The organism is Dactylosporangium sp. NPDC000555 (assembly GCF_040300025.1).
Lineage (GTDB): Bacteria > Actinomycetota > Actinomycetes > Mycobacteriales > Micromonosporaceae > Dactylosporangium.
The window spans coordinates 1-14,957 of sequence record NZ_JBEPDB010000042.1 but is presented as its reverse complement, the minus strand read 5'-3'; the positions used below and the strand labels follow the sequence as shown (position 1 = coordinate 14,957).

12 protein-coding genes are annotated in these 14,957 nt (G+C 69.0%); 7 read left to right on the top strand and 5 right to left on the bottom strand.

From position 1 onward, the window contains the following. Positions 1–290 precede the first annotated feature (290 nt). The 5 genes from ABT297_RS23900 (at position 291) to ABT297_RS23880 (ending at position 4,497) form a co-directional block, all read left to right on the top strand. Positions 291–1,013: an ABC transporter ATP-binding protein gene (locus tag ABT297_RS23900; RefSeq protein ID WP_350553354.1), complete on the top strand. Its 723-nt coding sequence runs from the start codon at positions 291–293 to the stop codon at positions 1,011–1,013. 1 nt (position 1,014) lies between these two features. Beyond that, a complete protein-coding gene (locus tag ABT297_RS23895; RefSeq protein ID WP_350553352.1) occupies positions 1,015–1,863 on the top strand; it encodes an ABC transporter permease in 849 nt (282 codons plus the stop codon). 102 nt (positions 1,864–1,965) lie between these two features. Continuing rightward, positions 1,966–3,030 carry an ABC transporter substrate-binding protein gene (locus tag ABT297_RS23890; protein ID WP_350553350.1) on the top strand — a complete coding sequence of 355 codons (1,065 nt, stop codon included), beginning with the start codon at positions 1,966–1,968 and terminating at the stop codon, positions 3,028–3,030. A gap of 29 nt (positions 3,031–3,059) precedes the next feature. Further along, a complete protein-coding gene (locus ABT297_RS23885; RefSeq protein ID WP_350553348.1) occupies positions 3,060–3,596 on the top strand; it encodes a nuclear transport factor 2 family protein in 537 nt (178 codons plus the stop codon). Between the two features lie 28 nt (positions 3,597–3,624). Then, positions 3,625–4,497 (top strand): DUF6282 family protein, encoded by an 873-nt coding sequence (locus ABT297_RS23880; RefSeq protein WP_350553346.1) that lies wholly within the window; start codon positions 3,625–3,627, stop codon positions 4,495–4,497. A gap of 771 nt (positions 4,498–5,268) precedes the next feature. Here the strand turns inward: ABT297_RS23880 and ABT297_RS23875 are convergent. Then, complete coding sequence (locus ABT297_RS23875; protein WP_350553344.1) at positions 5,269–5,781, bottom strand: hypothetical protein; 513 nt, start codon at positions 5,779–5,781, stop codon at positions 5,269–5,271. 42 nt (positions 5,782–5,823) lie between these two features. Then, complete coding sequence (fabG, locus tag ABT297_RS23870) at positions 5,824–6,582, bottom strand: 3-oxoacyl-ACP reductase FabG (RefSeq protein WP_350553342.1); 759 nt, start codon at positions 6,580–6,582, stop codon at positions 5,824–5,826. A 273-nt stretch (positions 6,583–6,855) separates the two neighbouring features. Here fabG and ABT297_RS23865 point away from each other — a divergent pair, with 273 nt between their 5' ends. After that, positions 6,856–8,226: an outer membrane protein assembly factor BamB family protein gene (locus ABT297_RS23865; protein WP_350553340.1), complete on the top strand. Its 1,371-nt coding sequence runs from the start codon at positions 6,856–6,858 to the stop codon at positions 8,224–8,226. 134 nt (positions 8,227–8,360) lie between these two features. Here the strand turns inward: ABT297_RS23865 and ABT297_RS23860 are convergent, their stop codons facing one another. The 3 genes from ABT297_RS23860 to ABT297_RS23850 all read right to left on the bottom strand — a co-directional run bounded on the left by ABT297_RS23860 (position 8,361) and on the right by ABT297_RS23850 (position 12,570). Beyond that, positions 8,361–9,377, bottom strand: coding sequence for an Fn3-like domain-containing protein (locus tag ABT297_RS23860; RefSeq protein WP_350553338.1), 1,017 nt, complete (start codon positions 9,375–9,377; stop codon positions 8,361–8,363). 78 nt (positions 9,378–9,455) lie between these two features. Continuing rightward, positions 9,456–11,030, bottom strand: a complete 1,575-nt coding sequence (locus ABT297_RS23855) for a glycosyl hydrolase family 18 protein (protein ID WP_350553336.1) — start codon at positions 11,028–11,030, stop codon at positions 9,456–9,458. A 277-nt stretch (positions 11,031–11,307) separates the two neighbouring features. Further along, on the bottom strand, positions 11,308–12,570 hold the full coding sequence (locus ABT297_RS23850) for an ROK family protein (protein ID WP_350553334.1): 1,263 nt from the start codon (positions 12,568–12,570) through the stop codon (positions 11,308–11,310). Positions 12,571–12,790: 220 nt separating this feature from the next. On the opposite strand from ABT297_RS23850, the gene ABT297_RS23845 reads away from it, so the two are divergent. Continuing rightward, entirely contained in the window at positions 12,791–14,833 is a 2,043-nt protein-coding gene (locus ABT297_RS23845) for a glycosyl hydrolase family 18 protein (RefSeq protein ID WP_350553332.1), read from the top strand. Positions 14,834–14,957 lie beyond the last annotated feature (124 nt).

The following is a 14,957-nucleotide window of genomic DNA, read 5'->3' as shown; positions in this document are numbered from 1 at the left end:
ACTGGCGGCCGGACGCGGTTACGCCCGCGCTCCTGCGTGGACCCACCCTGGCGCCCTTGTCCGCCTCGGCGCCACGAGCGTCTGGAATGAGCTGGCGAAGCTGCGCCGGACCGCTCGAACCTGCGGTCGGTGGCGGGCTGGTTCTTCAGCCCGGATCAGGCGACCCGACCGGGCCGGCATCGGGACACTCACGAATAGGTAGAGATATGTCAGCCATGACAACGGAGACCGCGCAGGCCCCCCTGACCCGGCTCACTGGCGTCGAGATCGGTTACGGCGCGGAGGACGTCGTGCTGAGCGACGTGGACCTCGCGGTCCGGCAGGGCGAGTTCGTAACCCTGATCGGGCCGTCTGGCTGCGGCAAGTCGACGATCCTCAACGTGATCGCGGGACTGCTTCGGGCTCGCCGCGGCACCGTCGAGTTCGACGGCAAGAACGTGAACCAGACCAACACATCGGTCGGCTACATGACGCAGGGAGACACGCTCCTGCCGTGGCGGACCGTGCACGACAACGTCGCCCTCCCATTGAAGCTCCGCAACGTCCCAAAGGCCGAGCGCGTCCGCAGGGTCGGTGAGGCTCTCGCGCTGATGGAGCTCACAGAGGCCCGCGACAAGTACCCGGCGCAGTTGTCCGGCGGCATGAAGCGTCGTGCGCTGCTCGCACGTAGCATGATCTACCAACCGAAGATGTTGCTGATGGACGAGCCGTTCGCCGCGCTCGACGCCCAACTGCGTAGCACGATGCACACGATGTTGCGGCGCACTGTGGAGAGCATCGGCCAGGCCGTGATCTTCGTGACGCACGACATCCACGAAGCGGTCTTGCTCTCGGACCGCATAGTCGTCATCGGCGGGTCGCCGGCCCGGCCTGTCAGCGTTCTCGACGTCGCCTTCGGCCAGGGTCGGGACTTGGAGACTCTCCGATTCGAGCCCGCCTTCGTCGCGCTCGAGCGTGAGGTCCACTCGGCTTTGGCCGCGGTTCGCCGGACCGAAGACCGGGAGGGGCACTGACATGACCGAGACAGTCGACGCGAGGGCGACGTCCGCGCCCGACACGGTGCCGGCAGCTCCGTCTGGACGGACCGCCCGCCGCCGCAACCGGCGGCGCTCGCAGAACCTCGGGATCCAGATCTTCCTTGTCGTACTCCTGATCACCCTATGGCAGGCCCTGTCAGGGCGAGTCATCGACAGCTTCTTCATCAGCACCCCAACCGCCGTCTGGCAGACCTGGTGGGGCTGGTTGATCGATGGGACGCTCTGGTACAACGCGTCGAGCACGTTCTACTCGGCACTGCTTGGCTTCGCGGTAGGCGGCGTCATCGCCGTCGTCCTCGGCTACTTGCTCGGCGGGTCGCCACGACTCGCCGAGATCACCGAGCCGTTCATCACCTCGGTCTACAGCCTGCCCAAGCTCGCCCTGGTGCCGCTGCTGGTGCTCTGGTTCGGCATCGGGCGAGAGTTGCAGGTCGTGATCGCCGCGCTCGTCGTCTTCTTCCTCATGTTCTACAACACCTACTTCGGTGTGCGAGAGGTGAACCGGGAGCTCGTCGACGCAATCAAGATCCTGGGCGGCAGCCGGCGGGACATCGCCCTCAAGGTCCGGCTGCCCTCCGCGCTCGTCTGGGTCGTGGCCGGCCTGAAGATCTCGATCCCCCAGGCGCTGATCGGCGTGGTCGTCGCGGAGATCCTCGCCTCCAACCGCGGCCTTGGCTACCTGGTATCGATCAACGCCGGCCAGTTCAACGCGGCGGGTACGTTCGCGGCGCTGGCGACCCTGGCCATCATCGGTGTGGCCCTGGACCGGGTGGTCGGGAGGCTGACCCGGCGCGCCTTGATCTGGAAGGCCAGCGGCGAGCGCTGAGCGCCTGCTCAGCAGTGTTGTCCCATAACTTCGGCGGCGCTCCCGCGCGCCGAGCCACACGGCTGGACACCCCCATCTGCATTTTCATCAAGGAGGATGACGATGCGCCGACCCCCCAAGACCGGACATGCCGCCTGGGCGCCAACGATGGCCGTGGCCGCACTGGTGCTCGCCGCGTGCGGCAGCCCCGCCGGTTCCGGCGGTGCCGCTCCCGCGAACGGGGCGCCCCCGCCGGGCGGCATGCTCGTTCGCCAACTGAACCCGGGCGCCTCGCTCGGAACGTCGACATCGCTGACCATGGCCTCGATGGGGATCGCGGCCAAGCACGGCCTGAACCTGCAGTTCAATGCCTCCGGTGCGTCTGACACCAACAACATCGCCGCGGTGATGTCCGGTGCGGCCGACGTGTCGTCCGCGAGCGCGGCGACCCTCGACGCGATTCAGGCCGGCGCACCGCTGGAGATACTCGCGTGCACGGATCAGCGCTACATGCAGATCTACCTGCGCAACGACATCATCGCGCGGATCGGCGTCCCGCCGACCGCCCCGCTCGCCGACCGGGCGAAGGCCCTCAAGGGCCTGTCGATCGCCACGTCCGCGGCCGGTTCGCAGAACAACGACATGGTGCGGCAGATCGTCAAGGCCAGCGGCATGGATCCGGACAAGGACGTCCAGGTCGTCGGGCTCGGTGACACGTCCGCGATCGTCGGTGGCATCAAGACGAAGCGCTTCGATGGCGCCGCGTACAGCCCGGGCGTGCTGGAGCAGAACGTCGCAGACGGCGAGGCGTCGGTGTACATCTCCGTGCCCAACGGCGACTTCCTGGACCTCTTCGACGGGGCGTTCTCAGGGACGATCTTCGCGCGTAAGGACTGGGTCGAGAAGCACATGGATGCGGTCAACGCGCTCGTCGACTCGCTCGCCGAGGCCCGCAAGCTGAAGCAGGCGAACACCGACGCCGTAAGGGAGAAGGTCCGGACCGACTGGTTCCCCAAACTCGACCAGAAGGTATTCGACTCGGCGTGGACGACGGTCGTCAACGCTAAGGGCGGCGACGGCGTGAAGTGCACGCGCAGCGGCTTCGACAAGACGATCGCGGCGGGCGTCGGCAAGGACTACAGCAAGGTGAAGTACGAGGACGTCATTCTTCCCCGGTCGCAGGGGTAGCGACGGCCGGGGTTGGACGGAGGCGCGCAGTGAACGATGACGTTGTTCGGCAGTTGGTCGACAAGCAGCAGATCGCGGAGGCGCTCTTCCGCTACTGCCGCGGGATCGACAGGTGCGACGTTGACCTCATCCGGTCGGCCTTCTACCCGGAGGCGGTGGACGATCACGGCGACAACGCGATGCTCGCGTACGAGTTCGCGGAGCATTACGTCCGAGAGCGCCAGGCCGAGACGGAGTTCGCCATCCACCGCGTGATGAACCATCTCATCGAGCTCGACGGCGACGTCGCGGTCTCCGAGGCCGGGGTGTTCTCCATTCAGCAGGTCAAGGGCTCGTCGTCCACACAGTTCTCGTCGTCGCGCTACCTCGACCGGTTCGAGCGCCGCGACGGAGACTGGAAGGTCGCCTACCGCCTGGTGGTCCACGACTGGCACGGCTCCGCCGAGCTCGGGCCCTGGGAGCTGGGCACCATCTCGGCGGCGAACTTCGTGATGGGCGCCCGAGGCGAGAACGACGTGATCATCGGTGGACGCGACCGGCTCTTCCGGCCCATCGCGAAGTCATGAGGACGGACGGGGCGGGATGGGAGGACGGGTGAGCGTCGATCTCAACGGTGCCGTCGATCTCCACGTACACTTCGGCCCGGACCGCCAGGTCAAGCGCAGCGTGACGGCGGTCGAGGCGGTCCGGCAGGCGCAGGCCGCCGGTCATGCCGGCATTGTCCTGAAGAGCCACGACCAGCCCACCACCGGCCTGGCCGCGGCGTTGGACGAGCTCTTCGACATCCGCGTCGTCGGTGCTGTCACGTGCGACGTCCCCAACGGGGGGCTCAACCCGCACGCGGTGCGGGCCGCGCTCGAACTGGGGGCGGGGATCGTCTGGCTGCCCACGACCAGTGGCACTGTCGACTGGCCGACGATCGGCCGGCGGCTCGGCGTGCCCGAGCCCGGCATCGCGGTCTGCGACGACCACGACGTGCTGGTCGGGCCGGCGCGCGAGATCCTCGATCTCTGCGTGGCGCACGGTGCCGTTGTCGCAACCGGCCACATCTCGCTCCGCGAGCACATCGCCGTCGCAGCGGCGATGCGGGGAAGGGGACCGGTCCTGGCGACGCACGTCCTCGAGTCCAAGGCCGGGCCGGGGCGGGACATGACGGACGCGTTCGTCACCGAGTTCACCGGGCTCGGCGGCCTGATCGAGGTATGCGCTCACACGCTCCTGGGCGACGACCCGGTGGGCTCGCCGGAGCGGATCGCGGAAATCATCTCGCTGGCGGGGCCCGAGAAATGCGTGCTCGCGTCCGACCTCGGCCAGTTTCATAACCCGCCGCCGGTCCTCGGCCTCCAACTCGCGGCCGACCGGCTCGTCGAGCTTGGCTTTTCGGAGAAGGACGTCCGGCGGATGGCCGTAGACATCCCCGCGTCGCTTCTAGCGGGAGCGGGGCGAGCCACACGTCCGGGCGGCTGAGGCTCCCGGGGATCCCCAACGGTCACCCTTGGTGGCTCAGCCGGCCACGCCGGCTGAGCCGCTCTGGCCCGCAGGCAGGGTGGCGCCGTTTGTCGCAGTGCGGCTTGAGCCCGAACGCCTGTCAGATCATCGCCGTCTGGCTCAACCCGATGCAGTGACGTGATCTCAGCAAGGATTCGTGCTGTGTCCGGCGCCCTCGTTGCCAGTGTCAGCCCGGGTGGGTAGGTGCGGCTGGGCGCAGCTCCAGTCGCGCGGATGCCTTGGTGGCGCGTCGGGTTTGACGCTGGTCGTCGTCTCGGCGAGGCGGTCAGCGCTTCGTGCAGGTCAGGGGCCTGGGCGGCCCGGGAGACGCCGCACTCGGCTCATCCTCGTTTTGCGGAACCACACCAGCACCGGCAGCGCTTGGTAGCAGCGGGTCAGCGCCAGAGTTCCGCGGCGGGTGCGGCGAGTGCGGCGTTCGGTGGCCAGCAGGCGCGACACGTGGCGGACCAGTTCCCACGTGTACAGCTGCGAGTGGTGGCAGCAGGTTGCGGAAGACTTGGCGGCGTACGGCGAACCTTGCTCGCCGGTGAGCGTATGGGTCCAGCGGATCCGGAGTTCCCTCGCCGGGTTCCTCCGTCGCACCGCGAGCGCCGGGCGGGATGCGGTCGAGGACCTCAGCGACCGCGATCGTTTAGTCCAGCTCCGATCCAGTATCGACGGCGAGCGTGAGCCGGCACCGGTCGACGCTGCATGCAGTCTGGTAAGCCATCCAGAACTGCGCCGGTACCGTCATTGTTGAATGTGTAGCGAGCCGATGACCAGCTCGCACCCGGCGCGGACGAGGTTGGGCTCGGCCGTCTCGGTGCACGTTATGGAGACCGTGTCGCCGTTGTGCAGATGTCCCGTCACCACGGTCGTGGCGGGCTGTGCGGGCGGGGTCGTCACCGCATCGACGCGTACCCGGGCGAACGGCGCGCCGTCGACAATGAAGGACCGACCGCCCGGCGAGGTGGCGGGATCGTTGGCGAACACGACGTCGACTGCCGCGACGTCAGCCCCGAAGGCATACGGCCTCGGCGTCACAACGAAGACGGCGATGGCGTCGTCGGCCCCGCGCGGCGTACGTAGGAACACGCAGCCGGAAGTACCGTCGGGACAGGTCACGCGCCGCCATCCCTGGGGCATCCGAAATGTGACGCGCCCGTCGCGCAACGAGACGGTGTCGCCGGGGCGCGGCTGTCGGGCGGCCCGCACGCGCCACACGGACACCGTCGCCACGCCGGCGATCACGACCGCCGTCACGCCCGCGATGATCCGAGGATCAGCGACCGGCCGCGCACAAAGTCAGCCACGCGGCCCGCCGGCGACGTAGAGCACCTGTCCGGATATGAACCCCGATCGCTCGTCGACAAAGAAGGACACGGCATGGGCGATGTCCTCGGTCTGACCGGCGCGCAGTACCGGGATCGCGGACACTCGATCCTGTTCGTACTTCTCCCACGGCACCCCGAGTCGTTTTGCCGTCGCCTTCGTCATCTCGCTGGAGATGAAGCCAGGCGCGATGCAGTTGGCGGTAATGCCAAATCGACCCAGCTCGAGGGCGAGAGATTTCGTGAAGCCCTGCATGCCGGCCTTCGCAGCGGAGTAATTCGCTTGGCCCCTGTTGCCCAGGGCTGAAGTCGAAGACAGGTTGACGATGCGGCCCCAGCCGGCGTCCACCATGTGCCGTTGCGCGGCACGGGTCATCAAGAACGAGCCTCGCAGGTGGACGGTCAGAACCGCATCCCAATCGTCTTCGCTCATCTTGAACAGCAGGTTGTCGCGCGTAATGCCGGCGTTGTTGACAAGGATTGATGGCGCACCGAGCTTGTCGACGACCCGCTCGACAGCGGCCTCGACGGCGGCGGCGTCAGAGACATCGGCGGTCACGGCCAACGCCTGCCCGCCCTGAGCGATGACGGCTTCGGCTGTGGCGTTGACCGCAGCCTCGTCAACATCCAGAACGGCGACGGGGTGGCCGTCCTGCGCAAGCCGCTGGGCCGTGGCGGCCCCGATCCCACGCGCGGCTCCGGTGATGATCGCAACTCGTCGGGTCTCGCTCACTGCGCCTTCTTTCTAGCCGTACGGAACCGCCGCGGGTCATCCGCGGTGGTTCAGCGAAGCGTGCTCGGGGATGATCCTACCAAGTAAATGATGTATAACATATCTCTGTTTTCGCCGGGCGCCCCGGCAGTCGGCGGTGGCCGGGCCGGTCACCGCGGTTGGGACCGCTACGCCGCTCGGCAAGACAACGTCCACTGTGGAACCGTCGTGGGGCAGCGCCGCCGGGTGCGGGCCGGGACAGACAACGTGTACGGTCCGTGGGATGCTGAGCGGATGGGGCACCAACGCGGCGCGCCGCCGATCGTCGTGATCGACCTCGATGCGAGCGCCGGCCGCGAACCGCTCGGCGGGGTGGCCCGGCGCCGGCCGGGGGAGCGCTGGTGGCCGTTCGGGTTGCTGCTCGTGGGGGTGCTCGCGCTGGTCACCGGCGCCCGCCCGATCACGCCGTTGACCCCGTCGGTGGTGCTGCGCGGTGACGGGGTCATTGCCTTCCGCAGCGACGGGCGCTCCGTGTACCTGCTGCGGCAGCCCGACCTGGCGCGGGCCTTCGTGGAGTCGTACCGGGTGCGGGACGGCGCCCGGCGGTGGGCCGTCCCGGTCGCGGCCGGTGCGCACCTCGCCGCGGTGGACGGTGCGCGGGTGGTGCTGGCCGTCGAGGAGCCGGAGAACAGGTCGGCGTCGACGGTGGTGGGGCTCGATGCCGTCACAGGTGCGCAGGTGTGGCGGCAGACCGGCTACGTGCCGTCGTTCTACGGCTCTGCCGGTGCGCTCGGTGTCGTGGTCGCCGACGCGTACCCGCCGGGCGCCGACCCGGGACAGGAACAGCAGCGCCCCACTCCGTATCTGGCCGGCATCGACATCCGCACCGGCGACGTGCGCTGGTCGCTCGAAACGCCGCCGGGCAGCACGCGCGAGTTCGTGTACATCGAGCAGGTGGAGTCCGGCGACGCGCGCGCTCGCGTCGAGATCGCCGAACTCGACCCCGACGGCACGCTGCGGGTGCGCAGCGCCGAGACGGCCGAGATCGTGCGGACGGTCCAGCTGGACCGTCCCGGCCAGGTCCACGGTTTCCAGATCTCCGGCGACCGGCTGCTCGCCTACCGATCCGGCCGGGGCACCATGCTGAGCAGTGCCGTGTTCGACCTGGCCACCGGCCGGCGGCTGTGGCAGCGCACGGACGAGCCGGACGGTGTGCTCCTGTGGTGGTGCGGGCGGGCGTTGTGCAGTGGGATCGGGGGTACCACTGTCGTGCTGGACGCCGGGACCGGCCGCGAGCTGTGGCGCCTGGACGGACGATGGACGGGCCTCGGCCGGCTCGACAACCAATATCTGCTGGCCACGCGGTCCACGCAGGACGTCACGGCGCCGTCGCAGGGCGGGGTCGTCCTCGACGCGGCAACCGGCCGGATTGTCCGGCGGATCGACGGCTGGGACGTATTCGGCGGCCTGGCCTGGCCCGGCGTGCTGGTCGCGAGCCACAATGCCGCCGGCGGTACGTTGATCGCGCGGCTCGACGTCGTGACCGGCGGGGTGACGGTGCTCGGCCGGACGGGGCACTGGTCCACCCCGCCCCAGTGCATCACCACGGCGACGCTGCTGACCTGCCGGCTCGACCACGTCTCGATCTGGCCGCTGCCCGCCTGATCGGGTCGTCATCACGGCGGTCGCGCACGGCGGCCGGCGGGGAAGCCCGGCCGCCGTGCGCTGTCAGGCAGCGTGGCGAACCGCGACGGGAGGGCCGCGCAGGGCATGGACCCTGAACACGGCACGCTGTCCGGTCAGCGGTTGCGGCGAAGGACGCGCGAGTAGCCGGTGCGCAGCATGCGGCGACCGGGCCAGGCCAGCAGGATGACGACGAGGACGGCGACGAGCAGCCACGGTACCGCCCAAGTCGTGGTGCTCTGGCGCTGGTGCGGGGTGTCCAGCGGTACCACGCCGGGCGGGTTCAGACCGTCGAGGTCCATCCGGGCCGTTACCCGGCCGGCCGGGAACGCGCCGCCGATCGTGATGGTGCCCGTGAAGGATTCGTTGGGCAGCAGCGGCGGTATCGACAACGGCTGGGACTTCGCCATGCGGGCCCCGAACGGTGCGAGCAGCGAGATGGCCCCGGTGCCGCCGAGCCGGATGTTACCGCCGTTGCGCACCGTGTATTTGACGGTGGCGTCCCGGTTGCGGAACGGGTACATGGCCGCGCCGTAGTCGACCGACAGCTCGGTGATGGACAGGTCGGGGTTCAGCGCGCCGTTGACGCGCACGTAGACGCGCGTGCCCACACGCTGGTCGACCGCAAGGCGGGTGTTGCCGTCGGCCGAGCCGGCGACCTGACGGCTGGCGACGATGCCGGCCGCGTGATCTCCGGGTGTGGCGTCCTTGGGCAGCGTCATACGGAACGGGATCTGGACCGTGGTGCCCGGGGCGATGGTGACGGTGGGCGTTTCGAAGCTGATCCAGCTGCCCAGGTCGACGGGTCGCTGGTCGGCCGTCAGCAACGTGAAGCTGCCCTCCGGCGTGGTGAACGCGTCGGTGGCGTAGACGGCGAGGGTCAGCGCCTCGTTGCCGAGGTTGCTGATGGCGACCCGGTCGGTGATCTCGGTCTCCGGCGGGAGGGTGTAGTCGATGGTGGCGCGGGCATCGCCGCTGACGGAGGGCGCGGGGCCGACGGCCCACTGAATGGCGTCCTCAGCGGGTGCGGCCGCGGCCGGTATGGCGGGCCATACGTTGGACAGGGCCACGAGGAGGCCGGCCGCGACCATCGCACGGCCGGATCGGATGCGGGGACGGGCAAGCTCGGTCACGGTCGCTCCTGTTTTGTGCACGGGACCGGGCGTCAGGGTGGTGAGAACCACCCTGACGCCCGGTGTTGGGATCGTCGGTCAGACGAGTGTCAGAGTCAACACGCCGGTGTAGGTGCCCAGCGCCGCGTTGTAGGGCACGCCCAGGTTCAGGGTGGCCCCGCAGTCAAACGTCCCGGTGCTCGCGCCGGCTGCGGACGAGCACAGTGGCTGCGGCGTGGACAGGCCCGAGCCGGGTGCCTTCGCCGTCCCGGCCGTGACCACCGAGTCGCTGATGGTGCGGACCAGGTTCATGCCGCCCGGCACCAGCTTGGCGGTCGGTGCCCAGCCGAGGTTCGCCGCGGCGATGGTCTGGTTCCCCGGTGACCGGAAGTCGCTGACCTGGCCGGTCAGGCTCCAGCCGACGTTGGTACCCCGTGCGTCGACCACCGTGACGTGGCCGAGGGGCCCTGTCACCACCTGGTCCTGGCCGTTGAGTGCGACGGCCGGCAGCGCGACCGGTGACATGTCGCCGGTGGAGAGGCTGAGCGGACCACCCGTCACCGTGGCCGTGATGGCCGTCTGGGCCGAGTTGTCGCCATGCGTGAACGGCGCGAAGGTCCGCGTGAACTGGTACGGCTTCCAGTTGTACGTCCGGCTGGTAGCGCGCTGATCCCGTTGCAGCGACCAGAACGAGAGGCCATGGATGTTCTTCTGGATGGCCCAGTTGAGCACCTTCACGGCGTCCTCGGTGGTGAACGTCTCGCACTCGCCGAAGTCCGACGGACCAGGCATCGTGATGATGCCGATCATGCCCCACAACTGGGCCGGGGTCTTCTGCGGGTACAACCCGTGGAGGATGTTGTAGGTCGCGTTGGCGGCCTTGAACGTCGCCGCGGCCATGTCATGCGGGGGTCCGGTCTTCGCCTTGCACGCTTCGGAGATGTCGTCGTAGAAGTTGAAGGTCATGAGGTGGATGCCATCGATGCGGGTGCCGTTGTTGACCGCATTTTGCAGCAGGAACATGCTGCCGTTGTTCAGGCCGTCGGTGAAGGTCGGCTGGGTATAGACGAACTCGACCGTACGGCCGGTGTCTCTCGCCCAGTCCTGAACGATCTTGATGGCCTTGTTGCGCCGGTCGATGGCTGGCCAGTTGACGGGGTTGGCCAGCGACTCCTCTTCGATGTCCAGGTCGATGCGGGTGAAGTCGTACGCGGTGATGACCCGCTTGAACTCGTCCGCGATCGCGTTGACGTCCTGGCAGCTGTCGGCCAGCTCGGTCAGCGACCCGGACGTGGCGGCGGCTCCGCCGAAGGAGGGGTAGACGTCGCCGCCGGCGGCACGGATGGCGGCGATGCCGGCGGCGTAGGTCGGCCCGATCGGCGAGTCGGCGCGGCCGTTCCAGTAGACGGTGCAGTCCCCGTGCTTGCGGGTCTGCAGGAAGGCCAGGGTCAGGTACTTCGCGCCGGATTCCTGGCTGGCCTGGAACAGCGTGTCGGCGGCGGAGTTGCTGTAGAAGTACGGGGCGAACACATGCGGGGGGATCGGCGTGCCCGGCGCGGTCGGTGCTGCCTGGGCCGGCGCGGCAAGGACGACGGCGGTCCCGGCGCCGACCACGCAGGCGAGCAGTGTGGCCGCGCCGAGCGCGCGTAACCGCTGTGACAGGGGTGTCTTCATAGGAGGCTTCTTTCTCTTATTCGAAAGCTCCCTTTCTATTGGGCGAGAACTTAGCGCACCCATGCACGACCGTCCAGGGCGAGGGCTCGATTGCATCCACACAGCTAGGGCGTCAGCTCGTCCGCTTGGCCAGCGTCGCGGACACGAGCACCCGGCCGCGCTTGCCACCAACGCGGCCGGTTTCGTCAAGGTCGCTGTGAATTCGATGCCGGGCCGGGACCGGGCGGGCCGGGCTGTTTATGCTGCTCGGGCGGCCAGGCGGCCGGTCCCAGGTGTACTACCAGGCGAGTTCCGGGCCGCCGTTGGTCGCTGTGCGCTCCGTGTACTCCGACAGCTCCAGCTTCTGTTTGGCCGCGGCCAGGCGCCGATCCCAGGTGTGCTGCCTGGCCAGCTCCACGCTGCCGATGACCACCGTGTGCTCCGCGTACTCCGACAGCTCCAGCTCGGGCACCCAATACGTGCGGGCCTGCAGATGCCGCCTGAGGTGCTCCAGCAGGACGTCACCGGCATGGGCGATGCCGCCGCTGATGACGACGATGTCGGGGTTGAGCGCGAGGATGACCGGGCTGAGGGCGCGGGCGAGGACGCGCGTGGTGTGGTCCAGCACGGCGATGGCCCGCTCGTCGCCCTCGGCCGCGGCGCTGAACACGTCCGTCGCGGTGAGCTTGCGGTTTGACCGCAGTCGCGTGGTGGGTACGCCGGAGAACTCGTGACGGGCCAGGTTGATCATTCCCGTGCTGCCGATCTGGGCCTCCAGCGGACCGCTGCCGTCCCGGTCGAAGGCCAGGTTGTCGTCGAAGCTGATCAGGCCGACCTCGCCGGCGGCGTTGTCCTTGCCGCGATGGAGCATTCCGTTGATCACGATTCCCGCGCCGAGCCGCGCACCCCACTGGATCGCGATGATCGTGCGGCCGGGCAGCCGGCTCGCCGCGGCCACCGCCGCCAGGTTGGCGTCATTCTCCAGGTGGACCCGGCACCGGAACTCTTTCTCCAGGTGGCTCGTGATGTTGAAGGTTTCCCAGCCCCGCATGCTCGGGGCGAGCCGTAGCCGGCCGGCGACCGGGTCCACGACTCCAGGGGAACCGACCACCACGTCGGCGATCTGCGCACTGTCGAGGTTCGCGTCGCGCAGGCAGGAGTCGATGACCCGGCGCACCCCGGCCAGCACCGCTACCGCGTCGTGAGGCCCGGCCACCGCCCGGGCCGATGCGGCGAGCGTGTTGCCGCCCAGGTCGCTCAGCCGGGCCTTCACGGCGTGTGGCCCGAGGTCGATGCCAAGAACGGGATCGACCCCTGTGCGCAGTTCGAAGACGGCGGCCGGCCGGCCCTGGCGGACCCCGTCCGGACTGTCCGTGGACTCGACGACGAGGCCACCGGTTTTGAGCTCTTCGATGGCCTGAGCGACCGTCGGCCGGGTTAGTCGAGTGACGCTAATTATCTCGCTGATGCGCAGCGGGCGCCGTGCCTGGCGCACCGCAGCGAGCACCAGCGAGGTGTTGAACTGCCGTAGCACCGCGGTACCGGCGGGTATGTCGGCCACCAGCCCAGCCTGCCTTCCGTGTGTATGTCCGGAATCGACGATACCCGGGACGCTCGATCAGGGATGGCCCCGGACCGGCCGGTAGCCGGTGCCCCGGTCCATGCCCTCCCTGCCCCCTTGACGTGATCATGGGCGTGCCGTAGGAATAGGAAAGAACGCTTCGTTTTCCTCCCCTACCCCCATTGAGTACCGCGGTCCCTGGATCGCAGGAGGGAAGAGTATGAAACCACCCAGCACTCGCAGACCCGGCGGGCGGATGGGCAAGCTGGCCCGCGTCGGCCTGGTCGGCCTGTTGGCGGCTGGTACGGCGATCGCCGCCGCCGGCTCCGCGGGCGCGGAGCCGGCGGCCGCCGGCGAGACGGTGCCGGCGCCCACCAGCCCGATGGTGGGCGGGTACCTTCTGCAGGGCACGCCGAACTTCAGCTCCATCCGGATGGAGCTCGTGACCCACTTCTACTGGGCGTTCTCCACCATCAACAACGGCAGGTGCACCACCGCCTCCCAGGCCGGCATCGACGCCGTGAAGGCTCAGCGGCAGAAGCAGCCGAGCCTCAAGGTGCTCCGCTCGCTCGGCGGCTGGGGCGCCCGTGGCTTCTCGGACGCGGCCGCCACTGACGCCGGCCGCAAGACGCTCGTCACCTCGTGCATCGACGCCTTCATCGCCAACGGGGTCGCCGACGGCATCGACATCGACTGGGAGTTCCCCGTCAGCGGTGGCCTGAACAACATCGGCTACCGCGCCGAGGACCGGGAGAACATGAACCTCCTGGTCGACGAGTTCCGCACCCAGCTCAACGCCTACGCGGACTCGAAGGGCAAGAGCCGCCGCGACTTCCTCGTCACCGCCGCGCTTCCGGCCGGCCGCTGGCAGGACTCCGGCGACAACGTGACCGGCGCGCCGTACGACGTGCTGAAGAGCTTCGACCTGGCGACCCTGGGCCGGACGCTCGACACCATCAACATCATGACCTACGACATGGGCACCGGCTACTCGCCGATCTCCATGTTCAACCAGCCGCTCTACAAGCACCCCCTGGACACCAGCGGCGACCCCTACAACAGCATCGACGCGGCGGTGAAGCTCTACCAGGCGCAGGGCGTGCCGGCCAACAAGCTCACGCTGGGCGCGGAGTTCACGCTCAGCCGCGGCTTCCAGACCGTCGACGACCTGAACAACGGCCTCTACCGGAAGTGGACGGCCACCGGCTGTGGCACGGCCACGATGGCGAACGCCCTCAGGCCGGGCACCACCGCCCTGGTCAACTGGGACCCGTATGTCCTGTCGCCGTACGTGTGGGACCCGGCGCAACGGCGCTTCTGCAGCCAGGAGAACGCGCAGTCGCTCAACATCCGGGCGCAGTACGCGAAGGACAACGGCCTCAACGGCATGTTCACCTGGGAGCTGAACGGCGACGCGCAGGGCAGCCAGCTGCGCGCCATCGCTCTGCCCTTCACGCCGGAGAAGGTCGTGGCCGCGCCGGCCCCGACCGTCAAGGGCGCCTCCATCATGGCCGGCCAGGGCACCGCGTTCAGTGGCGAGGTCGCCCGGGTCACCGGCAGTTCGGCGGCGTCCCTCACCGCCGAGATCAACTGGGGCGACAACACGCACAGCGCGGCGGTGGTGGTACCGCTGGGCAACGGAACCTACTCGGTCACCGGAACCCACACGTACACCAAGGCGGGCTCCTACACGCTGACCGTCGCCACCATCGACCCCGACCCGATCAACAGCCGCATGGTCAACGCCGTTGCCAACGTGGGCAGCGTCGACCCGGGCCAGCAGACGATCGTCACCGAGGTCACCGGCGGCGCGCTGAGCCTGAGCGTGTCGGACAACACGCCCATCGACCTGGGCAAGGTCCAGCTCAACGGTCAGGACCAGATCGTCTCGGGTGCCCTCAAGTCGATCACCGTCGTGGACCCGCGGGGTAACAACGCCGGATGGAGCCTCACCGGCCAGGTGAGCGACTTCCGCGGTACCGGTACGGCGACCATCCCGGCCGCCAACCTCGCCTGGGCGCCGGCCGCGGCCGTCGTACCGGGCTCGCTGAACCTCGAACACAGCACCACGACGACCCCGAAGGTGGTCGCCGGTCCGGCACTGACCCCGGGCAAGGGCCTCTCCACGGCACACACGCTGTGCTCGGCCAACCAGGGCGCCAGCACCGGCAAGTTCACCTGCGGCGGCGGCCTGAACCTCGGCGTTCCGTTCGACACCCCCGTCGGCAACTACACCGCGGTTCTTACCGTCACGCTGATCTAGCCATACCGCTCCAGACACTGGGGTGGGATGCGGCTGCCGCCGCATCCCACCCCCGCTCCAAGCCCCGGGCGGAGTGAAGCGGGTACCCCCGCCCAGGGGGGGGCGGGTGGGCAGCAGGGTGGTG

What these genes read in the sequence shown, in the direction of transcription:
- ABT297_RS23895 (WP_350553352.1), top strand. Translation starts at nt 1,015, where the DNA reads ATGACCGAGACAGTCGACGCGAGGGCGACGTCCGCGCCCGACACGGTG.
- ABT297_RS23865 (WP_350553340.1), top strand. Translation starts at nt 6,856, where the DNA reads ATGGGGCACCAACGCGGCGCGCCGCCGATCGTCGTGATCGACCTCGAT.
- ABT297_RS23855 (WP_350553336.1), bottom strand. Translation starts at nt 11,030, where the DNA reads ATGAAGACACCCCTGTCACAGCGGTTACGCGCGCTCGGCGCGGCCACA.
- ABT297_RS23845 (WP_350553332.1), top strand. Translation starts at nt 12,791, where the DNA reads ATGAAACCACCCAGCACTCGCAGACCCGGCGGGCGGATGGGCAAGCTG.
- ABT297_RS23890 (WP_350553350.1), top strand. Translation starts at nt 1,966, where the DNA reads ATGCGCCGACCCCCCAAGACCGGACATGCCGCCTGGGCGCCAACGATG.